The 15,170-nt window shown below is 48.3% G+C and carries 15 protein-coding genes; 1 reads left to right on the plus strand and 14 read right to left on the minus strand.

The genetic code is table 11. The features are described from left to right. Positions 1-6: 6 nt before the first annotated feature. The 8 genes from GEV47_RS09560 to GEV47_RS09595 form a co-directional block, all read right to left on the minus strand. On the minus strand, positions 7-1,704 hold the full coding sequence (locus GEV47_RS09560) for an AMP-binding protein (protein WP_153234527.1): 1,698 nt from the start codon (positions 1,702-1,704) through the stop codon (positions 7-9). Positions 1,705-1,803: 99 nt separating this feature from the next. After that, positions 1,804-2,223, minus strand: coding sequence for a YchJ family protein (locus GEV47_RS09565; RefSeq protein ID WP_153234528.1), 420 nt, complete (start codon positions 2,221-2,223; stop codon positions 1,804-1,806). A 7-nt stretch (positions 2,224-2,230) separates the two neighbouring features. Continuing rightward, positions 2,231-2,836, minus strand: a complete 606-nt coding sequence (locus GEV47_RS09570; protein ID WP_153234529.1) for a 2-hydroxychromene-2-carboxylate isomerase — start codon at positions 2,834-2,836, stop codon at positions 2,231-2,233. A 161-nt stretch (positions 2,837-2,997) separates the two neighbouring features. Continuing rightward, positions 2,998-4,194, minus strand: a complete 1,197-nt coding sequence (locus GEV47_RS09575; protein ID WP_153234530.1) for an acetyl-CoA C-acetyltransferase — start codon at positions 4,192-4,194, stop codon at positions 2,998-3,000. Positions 4,195-4,285: 91 nt separating this feature from the next. Further along, on the minus strand, positions 4,286-6,100 hold the full coding sequence (aceK, locus tag GEV47_RS09580; protein WP_153234531.1) for a bifunctional isocitrate dehydrogenase kinase/phosphatase: 1,815 nt from the start codon (positions 6,098-6,100) through the stop codon (positions 4,286-4,288). A 12-nt stretch (positions 6,101-6,112) separates the two neighbouring features. After that, on the minus strand, positions 6,113-7,054 hold the full coding sequence (locus tag GEV47_RS09585) for a pyridoxal-phosphate dependent enzyme (RefSeq protein ID WP_153234532.1): 942 nt from the start codon (positions 7,052-7,054) through the stop codon (positions 6,113-6,115). Between the two features lie 90 nt (positions 7,055-7,144). Then, positions 7,145-8,329 (minus strand): isovaleryl-CoA dehydrogenase, encoded by a 1,185-nt coding sequence (locus tag GEV47_RS09590; protein ID WP_153234533.1) that lies wholly within the window; start codon positions 8,327-8,329, stop codon positions 7,145-7,147. 158 nt (positions 8,330-8,487) lie between these two features. Continuing rightward, positions 8,488-8,883: a MerR family transcriptional regulator gene (locus GEV47_RS09595; RefSeq protein ID WP_153234749.1), complete on the minus strand. Its 396-nt coding sequence runs from the start codon at positions 8,881-8,883 to the stop codon at positions 8,488-8,490. A gap of 179 nt (positions 8,884-9,062) precedes the next feature. Here GEV47_RS09595 and GEV47_RS09600 point away from each other — a divergent pair, with 179 nt between their 5' ends. Next, positions 9,063-10,127 (plus strand): MBL fold metallo-hydrolase, encoded by a 1,065-nt coding sequence (locus GEV47_RS09600; protein ID WP_322741604.1) that lies wholly within the window; start codon positions 9,063-9,065, stop codon positions 10,125-10,127. A 152-nt stretch (positions 10,128-10,279) separates the two neighbouring features. Here GEV47_RS09600 and GEV47_RS09605 read toward each other — a convergent pair whose 3' ends face one another. From GEV47_RS09605 to GEV47_RS09630, 6 genes are all read right to left on the minus strand, one after another. Further along, the gene (locus tag GEV47_RS09605; protein ID WP_194270625.1) at positions 10,280-10,903 is read right to left on the minus strand and encodes a LysE family translocator; all 624 of its coding nucleotides are present in this window, start codon (positions 10,901-10,903) and stop codon (positions 10,280-10,282) included. Between the two features lie 134 nt (positions 10,904-11,037). Continuing rightward, positions 11,038-11,778 (minus strand): HAD family hydrolase, encoded by a 741-nt coding sequence (locus GEV47_RS09610; protein WP_153234535.1) that lies wholly within the window; start codon positions 11,776-11,778, stop codon positions 11,038-11,040. A 216-nt stretch (positions 11,779-11,994) separates the two neighbouring features. Then, positions 11,995-12,771, minus strand: coding sequence for an SDR family oxidoreductase (locus GEV47_RS09615; protein WP_153234536.1), 777 nt, complete (start codon positions 12,769-12,771; stop codon positions 11,995-11,997). 99 nt (positions 12,772-12,870) lie between these two features. After that, entirely contained in the window at positions 12,871-13,581 is a 711-nt protein-coding gene (locus tag GEV47_RS09620) for a thiol:disulfide interchange protein DsbA/DsbL (RefSeq protein WP_153234537.1), read from the minus strand. A 91-nt stretch (positions 13,582-13,672) separates the two neighbouring features. Beyond that, the gene (locus GEV47_RS09625; protein ID WP_153234538.1) at positions 13,673-14,398 is read right to left on the minus strand and encodes a thiol:disulfide interchange protein DsbA/DsbL; all 726 of its coding nucleotides are present in this window, start codon (positions 14,396-14,398) and stop codon (positions 13,673-13,675) included. Positions 14,399-14,447: 49 nt separating this feature from the next. Next, positions 14,448-15,164 carry an SPOR domain-containing protein gene (locus tag GEV47_RS09630; RefSeq protein ID WP_153234539.1) on the minus strand — a complete coding sequence of 239 codons (717 nt, stop codon included), beginning with the start codon at positions 15,162-15,164 and terminating at the stop codon, positions 14,448-14,450. Between the last annotated feature and the right edge of the window lie 6 nt (positions 15,165-15,170).

Below are 15,170 nucleotides of genomic sequence, written 5' to 3' on the forward strand. Positions count from 1 at the left end.
TTAGGACTACGCAGTAGGAATATCTGGCAACTTTAATTCTTCGCTCATCGCTTCACGGATTTTGAATTTTTGTATTTTCCCGGTAATCGTCATCGGAAATGCTTCTACAAAACGGATATAACGCGGCACTTTGTAATGCGCAATCTGCCCACTACAAAATGCACGTAATGCCTCTTCATCAGCCACCTGCCCTGGCCGTAAAATAATCCACGCACACAATTCTTCGCCGTATTTCGCATCCGGTACGCCAACCACTTGCACATCTTGCACCGCTGGATGGCGATATAAAAACTCTTCTATCTCGCGTGGGTAAATATTTTCGCCACCACGTATCACCATGTCTTTGATGCGACCAACGATCTTGACGTAACCCTCGCTATCCATCACTGCCAAATCGCCGGTATGCATCCAGGCGTCGGCATCGATTGCTTCCTGGCTTTTTTCGGGATCTTCCCAATAACCCTGCATCACGGAATAACCACGTGTGCATAGTTCACCAGTTGTGCCGATCGGAACGATCTCGCCAGATTCGGGGTTGATCATTTTTATTTCCAAATGTGGCTGCACTCGACCGACAGTGCTGACCCTTTTTTCCAATGGTGTGTCGGTTGAGCTTTGACAACTGACTGGACTGGTTTCTGTCATGCCATAAGCAATCGTCACTTGCGCCATGTGCATGTCACGCACCACGCGCTTCATCACTTCGATCGGGCAAGGTGAACCTGCCATGATGCCTGTCCGCAGAGTGGATAAATCAAATTCAGCAAAGCGCGGATGATCAAGTTCTGCAATGAACATGGTTGGAACCCCATGCAGTGCGGTGCATCGTTCATCTTGCACCGCTTGCAAAACGGCGAGCGGATCGAAAGCATCGCTGGGATAAATGATCGTCGTACCATGGGTCAGACACGCCAGATTACCCAACACCATACCGAAACAGTGATACAACGGCACCGGGATGCACAGCCTGTCCTGCGCCGTCAAGTGCATAGCTTCGCCGATAAAGAAACCGTTATTTAAAATATTGCGATGCGTGAGTGTTGCGCCTTTAGGGAAGCCGGTGGTACCGCTGGTAAACTGAATATTGATGGCGTCTGTCGCCTGCAGGCCGGCACTTATTTTTTTGACCTGTTCGTCCTCATGCTCCCCACTAAAAGCCGGAGCCATCAGATCGGAAAAACGCAACATGCCTGATTCGACTTCTGTACCAAGATGAATAATGGTTTTCAAATCTGGCAAACGTGCCGCCTGCAATTGTGGCGATGTGGCAGTCGCCAATTCAGGAACCAAGGTCCGCAACATGTCGAGATAATTGCTGGTCTTGAACTCAGTCATTGTGATCAAGACCTTGCATCGAACTTTGTTCAGCGCATATTCCAGTTCACTGACGCGATAAGCCGGATTGATGTTGACCAGTATGATGCCGACTCGCGCCGTCGCCAATTGCGTCAACAGCCATTCGCTGTTGTTATGTGACCAGATACCAAGCCTATCGCCGGGTTGCAGACCTAATTTCAAGAATGCACTCGCCAGTTTTTGGGATGCCAGCTGTAACTGGCGATAGGTCATACGCACGTTTTGATGGCGCACCACTAACGCGTCATTATCTGGAACGCGCGCTACCATTGCGTCAAAGCAGGCCGCAATGGTGGACTCTATCAATGGGGTATCTTTATTACCGCTTGCTGCACTTAGTTGCGTCATTTTCCTGTCTCCTGCTCCACCCGTATCGGCATTTGAGTTCTTTCGAAACCGTTGCGGGCATATTCATCATGCACAGCTGGTGAAGAATGCAATTTTTCGTTATTTTTGTGGGAAAACACCATCTACATAAAACCATCGCCATTCTTGATCGTTGCTACCCTTTTCCTGCTCCCTTACAAAATTGCTGATTTCGTGCAATCTATGCGCGCGTCCTGCTACTTTGTAACGTGCAACGAAATCGACAGTTGCGTGATTTGCATCGGCGGCCGATGCATTGCCCGAATTACGGACTTCTAATCCCAGCCACTTGGTTTCTGCATCGGTGATTCCACCCTTTGGGCGCGTACTGTGATGCCAGGTCGCGCGCAGATAAGTGTCGTCACACAAAGTGAAGGCGGTATAACGTGAACGCATTAATTCTTGCGCAGTCTGCGGCACATCTTGCGATGCGATAAACCGGCCGCAGCATGTCGAAAATAAACCACCGCCGCATGGGCACAATGCCTCAACTTTACTCATGACTAATTTAGATTTTTCCGAATTCCAGCATCGCCTCAATTTGCGAGAAACGATCAAACCCCCAAAACGACTCGCCGTCTACAATCACGAACGGTGAACCAAACACGCCACGCGCCATCGCCAGATCCATCTCTGCTTTCAGCTGGTTTTTAATCACGATGCTGTTGACGCCCTCCGCCATGCCTGTCGTATCAAAGCCGCCTTTTTTCGCAATCTCCAATATATGCATAGGTTCAGCGATATTGATGCCATCAACGAACATGGCGTGATATATCAACTGGGCAAATTGGATCGCCCCTTCCGCACCACGAAAATTTTGCACCCACAACATCGCCCGTGCCGCCACCGTTGTTGGCAATGGAAAAGCCGGCGGTTGTTTATATGGGATGCCATGAAAGCGCGCAGTACGTTCAAAGTCGCGCAAGGAATAAGCTCCCTTCATCGGAATCTGCGTCAACACCGCAGAACCGGTAGTCTTAAACACCGCACCCAACAAAATCGGATGCCATTCCACATCCCGCCCATACTTAGCCGCTAACGCATCAATTCGCATCGCGGCGAAATAGCCGTAGGGAGAAGAGAAGTCAAAATAGAAATCAATGGCTGTGCGCATGTGCCTCTTTCTAAAAATTTTTATGGCGTTAATTTAATGTTAATTTTTGATTCCCAATTAAATCGAGCCAGAATATTTTGCACTGAGTGCAAAATATTCTGGCTCTTTAGGGATAACGCGTCAGCTAGTTAGCCTCAATACACACTAAAACATGCAAACAGTTACACCAACTCAATCGCCACCGCAGTCCCTTCACCGCCGCCTATACACAACGATGCCACACCGCGCTTGCCACCTGTGGCCTTCAACGCGCCGATCAAGGTAACGATGATACGAGCGCCGGATGCGCCGATAGGGTGACCCAGCGCACATGCGCCGCCGTGAACGTTGACTTTGCTGTGCGGGATATTGAGCTCTTTCATGGCAGCCATTGGCACGACAGCAAAGGCTTCGTTGATCTCAAACAGATCTACGCTATCAGTGGTCCAACCGGTTTTTTTGTAGAGCTTTTCAATCGCGCCCACCGGTGCAGTAGTGAACCATTCCGGTTCTTGCGAGTGACTGGCGTGAGCAACTACTTTTGCGATCGGTGTCAAACCGAGTTTTTTAGCGGTCGATTCACGCATCATGACCAATGCGGCGGCGCCATCGTTGATGGATGACGACGATGCTGCAGTAATGGTGCCGTCTTTCTTGAAAGCGGCACGTAGCGATGGAATTTTATCGACTTTGGCTTTAGTCGGACCTTCGTCTTTGTCGATCACAGCTTCACCGGCACGGCTGGTGACGGTAACAGGCGCGACTTCCCATTTAAACAAGCCATCGTTGGTCGCGGCTTGTGCGCGCTTGACTGAAGCAATCGCGAAATTGTCTTGCTCTTCGCGGGTGAAGTGATATTTGGCTGCACAATCTTCACCAAAAGTGCCCATAGAACGGCCACCGCCATTGTCGCCTTTGGAATATGCATCTTCCAGACCATCCAACATCATGTGATCAAGAATAGTACCGTGACCAATGCGATAGCCACCGCGCGCTTTCGGTACCAAATACGGTGCGTTGGTCATGGACTCCATACCGCCAGCGACGATTACGTCATTGGTACCGGCTAGCAGCGCATCGACCGCAAAAATTGTTGCTTGCATGGCCGATCCGCAGACTTTGGAAATCGTTGCTGCGTTAGTGCCTATCGGCAAACCGGCTTTAAGTGTCGCTTGACGCGCTGGTGCCTGACCTTGACCAGCAGACAGCACATTGCCAAACATAACAGCATCAACTTGGGCTGGTTTCAGGCCAGCGCGTTCGACTGCAGCTTTAATAGCAACTGCGCCTAAGTCGCTAGCGGTCAACGATGAAAAATCACCTTGGAATGCACCCATAGGGGTACGAGCTGCACTGACGATTACGATAGGGTCGTTCATTTTTACATCTCCAGATAAAAGCGGGGATCAGTATCTTCAAAAGCCTCGCCTTCCTCGCAGAACGGAAATGACGATTACTTTTAAAATATCTTTACGCCGCTAGGTTAATTACATTCTGTGCGCTATTTGTACTGATATTTGGTTGAAAACTAAAACGATATTCTTGTGGATAAGGAAATACATCGTCGAAGTGACCTTCCAGAATATGCTGCTTGTGCTGCTGCCAATATTGCTGTGTTAACAAATCAGCATGGTGTCTCATAAAGTATTTTTTGACGTTGGGATTGCCAAGTAAAAAAACACCGAATTGTTCTGGGAATACATCGTTTTTAGCGACGGCATACCAAGGCTCTGCGGCCATTTCATCTTCTTCGTTACGCGGCTGCGGGATGACACGAAAATTGCAGTCGCTGATGTATTCAATTTCATCATAGTCGTAGAATACAACTCGATTATGACGCGTAACACCAAAATTTTTGTACAACATGTCGCCGGGAAAAATATTGGCAGCGATCAATTCTTTGATGGCATTGCCGTATTCGATCACGCCATGTTCAAGCGCGGCCTGATCATCATTTTTTTCGGCGTTACTTAAGTAAATATTCAGTGGCACCATGCGCCGTTCAATGTACAAATGCTTGATGATGATCTGATCCCCATCTTCTTCGACCACAGATGGCGCAACTTGTTTCAGTTCGGCCAATAATGCTTCATCAAAACGACTGCGCGGAAAAGCAACGCTGGAATATTCCAGCGTGTCGGCCATGCGGCCTACGCGATCATGATTTTTTACCAGCAAATACTTTTCTTTGACCAGCGCGTTGGTCGTCTCTTTCGGCGGCGGGAAGTAATCTTTGATGATCTTGAATACGTAAGGGAACGATGGCAAAGCAAATACCACCATCACTAGCCCGCGAATACCCGGAGAGATTTCAAAGCGATCAGATGAGTGCCGCAAGTGGCGCAAGAAATCGCGATAAAACAGCGCTTTGCCGAGTTTTTGCAAACCCAGTATGGTGTAAATTTCGCTACGCGGTTTTTCTGGCATCAAAGTGCGTAAAAACTGCACATATGCCGACGGCACTTCCATATCGACCATAAAATAGGCACGGGTAAACGAAAACAATATCGCCAGCACTTTGCGGTCATATAGCACTGCATCTAATATCAGCTCGCCTTCGCGGTTATGCAAAATCGGCACGACAAAAGGGTATTCACGGCTGCCGTTAATGATCTTGCCGACCATGTAAGCGCCTTTGTTGCGATAGAACAGCGACGATAGCACTTGAATCTGATGATTCGCTTCCATCGCATTGGTATCGAAAATTTTCTGAAGATGCTGTTCTACGATGTTGACATCGCGCTCCAGATTCGCAAAGGGTCGTTGCAGCTGGAAGTTCGTGATGATGCGCTTCAAGGTGTAATGCAATCCATCTTGTGCCGGGTAGTACACGCGGTACGTCGGTGATAAAGCACCATCATCCAGATATTCGGTCGACACTGCTGGCCGGACAAAAATGAAATCGTTATGGAAATACGTGCGATGCAAAATCTTGCAACAAACTGAATTGAAGAAAACTTCCGCCAATTCCGGCTGCTTGTGATCCATTAACAAGCCGATGAAATGCAGTTTGACCTCGCGCCAGACTTCGTCGGTTAAATCGACGCTTTCGTATTCATCTTCCAGTATCTCTACACATTCGTCTACGCGCTTGTCATAAAAAGCAATCCGTTCACGCGCTTCGGTTTGCGCTATTTTCCAGTCGCCACTTTCAAAATGCCTATGCGCTGCCTGACTCGCTTCCCGGAATAAGCGGTAATGCTTATCGAAGCCATCCAAAATCGTCCGCGCAATGTCGAAGGCGATTTGTGAGGAAAGCAATTTTGGGAAGGCAGGAGCGATCATCAGCGTCTTTACTTAAAGTGAGAATTGCTCTTTCCAGCTAGCCAATGCGACAAGATTCACGCCTATGCCACCACAGACTACAATCAATGGACGCTTAAATGGTTGCAATACGGGTAAATTTTGATACGCCACTGCCAATGCGGCACCACAAGCTGGCTCAACCAGTGTGCGCATATCATCGGCGAAAGACAAGCACGCAGCAACCGCTTGCGTATCACTGACGACAATGCTGTGCACGGTATGACGGCGAGTCCAGTTGAATGCTTCTGCGGCAACTTTTGATGCGCCTAAAGTAGTCGCAATCGAGGTAATCGCCGGAAGCGAAACGAGTTCATCGGCTTGTATCGCGACGTGTAACGATGCTGCGCCTTCGGTTTCGACGGCTATCAATGGCACGTCTTGCAATCCATTCCGATGCAAACCTTGCAACACGCCAGACATCAAACCGCCACCACCGACCGAACAGATCACGGCATCAAAGCTGCTGCCTTGTTCTGCACATTGGGCCACAGCCTCATCAATCAACGTCGCATTGCCATCCCAGATATCGGCGTGATCGAACGGTGGAATATAGATAGTGTTGGCTTGTTGGCAAAGTTGCAGCGCATGTTGATTCGCGCGCTCCCACACATTGCCATGCACAATGACCTCGGCACCGATATCGCGAATCCGTGCAATCACGGCGGCAGACGTTGTTTCCGGCACCACGATGGTAGTTTTGACGCCAAGCGCTGCGCCAGCATAAGCGGCCGCAAATCCCGCGTTACCACCCGATGGACAAACCAGTTGCGTTGCACCGGATGCCACTGCACGTTGGCACAGCAAACCAATGCCGCGCAGCTTGAATGAGCCGGCTGGTTGCATGTTTTCCATCTTCAGCCAGACTTGTTTGTGAAGTTTTGCTGACAGTTGCGGATGTGTTTGCAGGGCAGTTTGTACGTGAAGTGATGGCATCTTGTGTTCTTAATCCGAAAATTTCATTCTAACTGCAGGCGACTACAATTTGTAATTTGTAGCCGCCACACATACAGCTTCTGCACTTCTTTACATCGTTTCGGCAAATAATTCACGGCCAATCAACATCCGGCGGATTTCACTGGTGCCGGCACCGATTTCATACAACTTGGCATCGCGCCACAAGCGGCCGACCGGATATTCGTTAATGTAGCCATTACCGCCCAAGGTCTGGATTGCTTCACCAGCCATCCATGTGGCTTTTTCTGCAGAGTACAAAATCGCGCCGGCGGCATCTTTGCGCAATGCACGCGCTGCTTCTGGTGTTTTCGCACGATCACAAGCCTGGCCAACCGCGTAAACATAGGCTTTACAAGCCATCATGGTGGAGTACATGTCTGCCAGTTTGCCTTGCATCAGTTGAAATTCGCCAATGGCTTGACCAAACTGTTTGCGATCATGGACATAAGGCACAACTGCATCCATACAAGCTTGCATGATGCCAAGCGGGCCACCAGATAACACGGTACGTTCGTAATCGAGGCCAGACATCAGAACATTGACACCTTTGCCGATGCCGCCTAAAACATTTTCTAACGGGATTTCACAATCCTGGAATACCAGTTCGCCGGTATGTGAACCGCGCATGCCGAGTTTGTCTAATTTTTGCGCAACGCTGAAACCTTTGAAATTCTTCTCAACGAGGAAGGCAGTCATGCCACGCGGGCCAGCATCCATATCGGTTTTGGCGTAAACCACCAGTACATCGGCGTCAGGGCCGTTGGTGATCCACATTTTTGTGCCGTTTAAGACATAGCGATCGCCCTTCAGTTCTGCGCGCAGCTTCATACTGACAACATCGGAACCAGCATTGGGTTCGGACATGGCAAGTGCGCCTACATGATCACCGGAAATCAGCTTCGGTAAATATTTGTCTTTTTGTGCGGCGTTACCATTGCGACTGATTTGATTAACGCATAAATTGGAATGCGCGCCGTAGGAAAGACCGACGGAGGCCGATGCGCGGGAAATCTCTTCCATGGCGATGATGTGCGCCAGATAACCCAGGCCAATGCCGCCATAGGCTTCATCGGCGGTAATGCCGAGCAAGCCCAGATCGCCCATTTTTTTCCACAAATCCATAGGAAACTGGTCGGTGCGATCTATCTCGGCTGCGCGCGGTGCAATTTCTGCCGCAGCGAATTGTTGAATGCTCTCGCGCAATGCGGCGATATCTTCACCGTGATCGAAATTAAGGCCTGGTAGGTGGATCATCTTGTCTCTCCGTTTTTATAATTGTTCGTGTCTGTTTTGAAACTTCATTCAAGAACATCGAACAATGATTATTTAAATATTAACACTACGCGAGATTTGCCATCGCTATTGCATCACATGCGTTGGCTAATCTTGTGGTCGTTAGGCTTTTACTGCTCTTACATTGCTTTCATTTGATTGCTTTTTAATAATTCAGCACACTCGGCTTCGTGCGCGGTAATTTCTGCCAATGTGACGGCGATGTCTTCTCGTTGCTGCTCCAGCAATGCTCGATGCCGGGCCAGAACCGCCAAAAATCCCTCTAATTGCACGGTTGAGCCTTTTGGCGAATCGTACATATCGACCAGATTCTTGATGTCCGAAAGACTTAACCCCAAGCGCTTACCGCGCAAAGTCAGCTTTAATCGAGTACGTTCCCTTGCGGCGTAAACGCGATTACGGCCACCAGCACCATCACGGCTGGGGCTTAGCAAGCCTTGATCTTCATAGAAACGGATCGCACGCGTGGTAATGTCAAATTCGCGAGCAAGCTCAGTAATGGTATAAGTTGACATAATGATTAAATTTTCAATGTTGTGGTGCGTGCGAAGTAAGGTCTTGCTATAGTCGGTAGAATTACGGAAGTTGAAATAATATTGCAATCCCGCAGTTAACGTAAACGTAAACCATTTTGTGCTCATGCACAATATAAATGTCCTTATGATTTATTCGAATACAAAGTTGAAAGATCACCGTGAACGCACTTGAAGCACAACTTGACTACGCATTTGGCGAAACACTCCCCGAAATTGGCGCCACAATTGAAGTCGCACCCGGCGTACGCTGGTTACGCATGGCACTGCCATTCGCGTTAAACCATATCAATTTGTGGTTGCTGGAAGACAGCATAGAAACCGACAACGGTACACAAAAGGGTTGGACTATCATTGATTGCGGGATTGCTAACGATGCCACCCGCAGCGCTTGGGAGAGCATTTTCGCGACGCAGTTGAACGGCTTGCCGGTGCTGCGCATATTGGCGACACATTGTCATCCTGACCATATTGGCAATGCAGACTGGCTTTGCCAGCGTTGGCAAGCGCCGTTATGGATGAGTGCTGGCGAATATTTTTTTGGGCGCGTGTTAGTCGCGGGAATGCCGGGAGCAGACGGCAGCGCCGCATTGCCGCATTTCGAATCGCACGGCATGCGCGATCCGGACATGGTTTCCAAAGTAGGACAACGCAAATCGTATTTCACCGATATGGTGCCATCGATACCGCATGCCTACCATCGCTTGAGCGATCAGCAAGATGTCCGCATCGGGAATAATAAATGGCGCGTCATCACCGGCTTTGGGCATTCACCGGAACATGTGTCGTTGTATTCACCGGAGTTAAATGTGCTCATTTCCGGCGACATGGTGCTGCCACGCATTTCCACCAATGTCTCGGTATTCGCGATTGAGCCTGAATCCAATCCGGTGCAGCAATATACAGATTCTCTGAATAAATATCGTCACCTGCCCGCCAGCACATTGGTACTGCCTGCACACGGCAAACCGTTCCGCGGTTTGCAAACCCGCATAGATCAGTTGCAGCAACATCATCAAGAACGACTTGCCGAAGTGGTTGCGGCATGCGCAACGCCACAATCGGCCAGTGACATCGTGCCGGTCATGTTTCGCCGGCCGCTAGACGCGCATCAGATGACATTTGCGCTGGGCGAAGCGTTGGCGCATTTGAATAAATTATGGATAGATGGTGTGTTGACGCGGCGTTTGAGTGAGGACAAGATTTATCGGTTTCAGGTTAAATAAGGCTGCTTAACCAATTTGATAGCTGTCACATCCTCAAAATTTGTGTCGTCCCCGCAAACACGGGAATCCATCTTGCGTCTAACATGGCTTCCCGCTTTCGCGGGAATGACGGATTCTTTAAATTGTTTACTTTGAGTCACTTAGTAAATAAATCATCTCTGCAAAGTAGCGACGACCATCGCCACGCCCAGCATCAAACTCCCTGCGATCCTGTCAGTGACGCGTGCATAACGTGCTTGTGTCGCGATATTTTGCATTTTGCCTGCCAATACGCCATAGCCGAGCAGAATAAAAAACTCTGGAATCACTGAACCCAACATCAGCCATACCATCTGCATCGGTACATTGCCAGTCGGATTGACGAACTGCGGCAGAATGGCGATGAAGAAAATCAAGGCTTTGGGATTGGCCAATTGCAGTGTCATGCCACTCAACCAAATCTTCCATCCAGAGGTATTTTTCTCATTCAGCTTTGAAGCAGTGATCGCTGACGGTCGGCCAAATAGTGCGGAAAGACCGAGATAGCCCAAATACGCCACGCCCAACCATTTCACGGCAGTAAACAAAGTATAAGAAGCGGCAATCAACGCGCCGACACTGGTTGCCGACAGTAAGAAATAAATGATATTTGCCGTCAAAATTCCAAGAGTTGCAAAGACTGACTTTTTCCAACCAGCAGTGATGCCATAGGCAACCACTAACATCACCGCAGGACCCGGTGAAACAGACAACGCAAATTCGGTCAGAACGTAGAGAGAAAAAGTATTGAAATCCATGAATTTATTCGGCAAGAAAAGAAAAAATGAAGAACGGACAGGAAGCACGCCAGAGTATCCATCAACATCGGACATGGCAAGGAGACACAACAACATCTAAACATTTTTTTGGTTGCACTTAAGACTTATCGACCTCAAGTACGATGATAAATAGGCCTGACTCCAATGTCTGGCAGCGCACCACCATGCAACAGCGTAAACAAATGGGGCAAGACCGTCACTCTATCGACAATTTTCCAATTTTCTGAATGGGCCAATTTAGTCAATGCTTCTTCTGGCTCAAAAGCGATGGCGTGCTGCACCAGCTGAAAAACCTCTGCATCGGAAGTAGTGTCGCCAATTGCCAGGGATTGTTGCAGATCTTGCTCAATGCGAGCAATCAGTGCAATTAATAGAGCCGCTTTTTGCCCTAAACGCGCCGGTGCGGTGAGCAATTCAGCGACGCAATATCCTTCATGAACTTTGATGCGCGCGCCTATGCCGTAATTGATGCCAAGATCCGCAATGGCGATGTCGATAATTTCTTGTGGGCTGCCGGAAATAAGAATGGTTTGGTAACCGCATGCTGCCAGTTTTGACAACGCCGGTCTAACATATGCAAACAAGTGCTCACGCGCTTTTCCCCATACTTTGGAAGCGACATCTCGGACGTGACTGTGCTCGACGCCATTCAAAGTGCGACTATAGTTTTGATAAAACTCATCGACAATCGTAGACTGACTCACCAATCTTTTTTTACGGCGCTGCAAAGCCTCGATAATGGCATGCGAGGTTTCCTTATGTCCGTGCTCTGCATCCAACAATCCCTGGATCATGTCGGAAGCTAAGGTTCCGGGATAGAGCGTTCCATCCATATCTAAAATGGCTAAGGGCATCGGTATCCTTTGAATAATTAGGACTTACGCGAAATTGCCCCAGCAACGAGTTTGCAAGACCTCGTTCTATATGAACATTACAATTCATAGTATGTACACACAACGCTGCTGAAACGGTTTTGCGTATTCCTATGCAAGCAATAAGAATATTCCCACACAGAAGCGCAGGAAATATTAACAGCTTTTACTTTTTCAGACAGCGGACTGCATGCTCCTTTATTTGCGTTTCTTTTGCGGTGCTCTGGCAAATGCGAAGTCATACACGCAATTCGGCAATAGCCGCAATAATTTTGCCACCACGCCCATTTGCCACGGAATCACTTGATAGCTGCGGCCAGCCGTAATCACCGCGACAGCCTTGCTGGCGAAGCTTGCTACCGGCATCAAAAACGGCATGCGATAGTGATTCACCTGTGTCATCGGCGTATCAATATAGCCCGGCAGTATCGTCACCACCTTGATGCCACTCGCACGTAATTCGACACGTAGTGCTTCGCAATAGCTGATGACCGCTGCTTTCGAACTGCTATACGCGCCACCCCCAGGTAAACCGCGTATCCCCGCAACGCTTGCGACACCGACCAATCGGCAATCACTCTGCCCGGCTTTTGCTTGTTGCTTCATGGTCGCGATGAAAGGGCTAAAAGTAGCGACAGTGGCCAGCACATTGGTGGCGATCACCTGTTCAAATACTTGCAAATCTTCCGCGTGCTCAGTCAATGTTCCATGTGAGATTCCGGCGCTGGCAATCACCACATCAACACCGCCGGCTTGGGCGATAAAATCTGTCGCCGCAGTCTGCAAAGCGGCATGATCGTTCACGTCCAATACATAGAGTTTATGGCGCTCTGGATGCGGCAAACTATCCAGCAATTGCTGCAATTGCTCATGTCGCCGTGCTACCAAACCTAACATCGCGCCTTGAGCGGCATACTGCTGTGCGAATGCAGCGCCGATACCGGAAGATGCGCCTGTGATGAAGATGCGTTGCATAAGATCCCTCGCCTCAAATACATATTAACAATACGATGAATACAAATAAAAAGTCCGCCCTCTTATGAGAAGCGGACTCTATGAGAGGTTTTTAATCTCTTATTTCTTTGCCGGTGTTTTCGCTACTTTAGTATTTTCTAACGCTTCAGCTTTTGCAATCAAACTATCGATAGTTTGCATCGTAGCAGCAAATAATACCGAGTCTGCGACGTTGCTTGGCAGAGACTTGCTGGCATCAAGCGGGGAAGTCATGTACAGCCCATCGATCGCAAAGTACGGGACACTATCAATCTTGTAAGCTTCTTCCATTTGCAACGCTTTTTTCACTTCAGTATTCACCGCAAACGAATTGTACATTGCGCTAAATTTTGCCTTATCAATGCCTTGCTTAACGACCCAGGCGAGAATATTGTCATCAGTATCTAAAGCCTGACGCTCAACGTGAATGGCGTTGAAAACCTTCGCGTGCATGGTCGACACCAAATTCAATGCCTCTAACGTGTAATACAATTTTTGCTGCGGAATAAAACGTGGATCAAATTGAACCGGCACACGTTTGAAAATAATTTTGTCACCTTGTTTGGCAAGCCAGGCTTCCAAAGTAGGCTCCAACGCATTGCAATGTGGGCAGCTATACCAGAAAAATTCTGTGACCTGAATCTTTTTACCAGCCGTATCGGTGACTAACTTCTGCGGCAGTTGGGTGTAATCAGTACCCAAAACCGGATTAGCTGGTGAAGCACTTGCCGTAGCTGCTACCAAACCAAGACTTAAGCTCATCAGCGCCAATACATGTTTAAGAAAACGCATAAAAATTCCTTCTACACTTTAAAAATTTACACATAATAAAAAAGTCCGCCCTCTTACGAGAGACGGACCATGTTGGATTTTTTAATTTCTATTATTTCTTAACTGCTGCTTTAGCCGCCGGTTTTGCTGCTTTGGCTTTTTCTGCTGCTTCTGCTTTTGCAATCAAACTATCCAGTGTTTGCAAAGTCGCCGCAAACAAAGCGTCGTTTGATGTTGGAGGAGGATTCATCGCCTTGCCAACGGTGGCTGGGGATGTGATGTAAAGACCATCAACCGCAATGGTTGGTACGCCGTCGATCTTGTAAGCGTCTTGCAATTGCTTGGCCTGCATCGCTTTAGCATTCACAGCAAACGAATTGTAGATATCCGTAAATTTCTTTTTATCGATACCTTGTTTTACTGCCCAGCCGATAATAGCGTCATCGTTATCCAGACGTTGTCCCTCAACGTGGATAGCATTGAACACCTTCTTGTGTACCGCTGGCACCAAATTCAATGCTTCTAGTGTGTAATACAGTTTTTGTTGCGCTAAAAACCGCGGGTCAAATTGAATTGGTACACGCTTGAAAGCAATCTTGTCGCCTTGCTTGGCAACCCAATCTTCCAATTTTGGCTCTAAGTCATTGCAATGCGGGCAGCTGTACCAAAAGAATTCGGTAACCTGAATCTTTTTACCATCTGTATCGGTAGGCTGTTGTTGCGGCAATTGCGTGTAATCTTTGCCCAAAACAGGAGCAGAAGGAGAAGCACTTGCGGAAACCGCAACCAGACCCAGACTTAAACCCATCACCGCTAATGCATGTTTAAAAAAACGCATGAGAAATTCCCTTATTAATAAGTTTATTTTTAGTTAATTCGATAGTATTTTATTTTGCTGATCGTACAACAGCTGCATTGATGCCGTTATCAGACAGCTTGCTACGCATACGGTTCATTGTTTCTAAACTACTAAATGAGCCTATTCGTACGCGATACAAAGACCCTTCGTCGGATGGTCGTTCACTAATAGTTGCTTCGAATCCCATCAAAGCCAAGCGTGCCCGCGCATTTTCTGCCTCAGCCTGCTCACGGAAAGCGCCGACTTGCAGGTAATAAATCCAATTGCCACCTGCATCAGCGGTATCAGTCTTGGTGCCGGTACTGTTGCTGGCACTGTCAGCAGCAGCCTTTTTAGCTTTTTCGGCAGCAACTTTATCTGAAGTTGACTTGCTGACAGCAGGGACTTTTGCTTCTTTCTGCATTTCCTGGATTTTTTCACCGATTAAATCCGGTTCCTCTGTTGATTTAGGCGCTGCAACAGGCGTTTCCGGAGTCGGTGTTGTTATCGACGGCGCCGGAGTGATGGTGCCGCGATTGCCGTATAAAGGCTTGTTCGGATCTGACAATTGTTCTGGCGTTGCCACTACATCCGCACTTTTATCTGCTTTAATGTTTTTATTGTTAAATGGCGATGGTGTTTTAGTAATCAGTATCGCCACCACGACGGCAATGGCCAAACCTATAATCAGACCGATAATTAAACCCAACATGGTGCCGCCGGCCTGATTTTTGCTGTGATTCTTGCTGTGATTTTGTTTGCGCATACTTTC

Origin of the sequence: Glaciimonas soli (genome assembly GCF_009497155.1) — a bacterium.
In the GTDB taxonomy this organism is placed as follows: Bacteria; Pseudomonadota; Gammaproteobacteria; order Burkholderiales; family Burkholderiaceae_D; genus Glaciimonas; species Glaciimonas soli.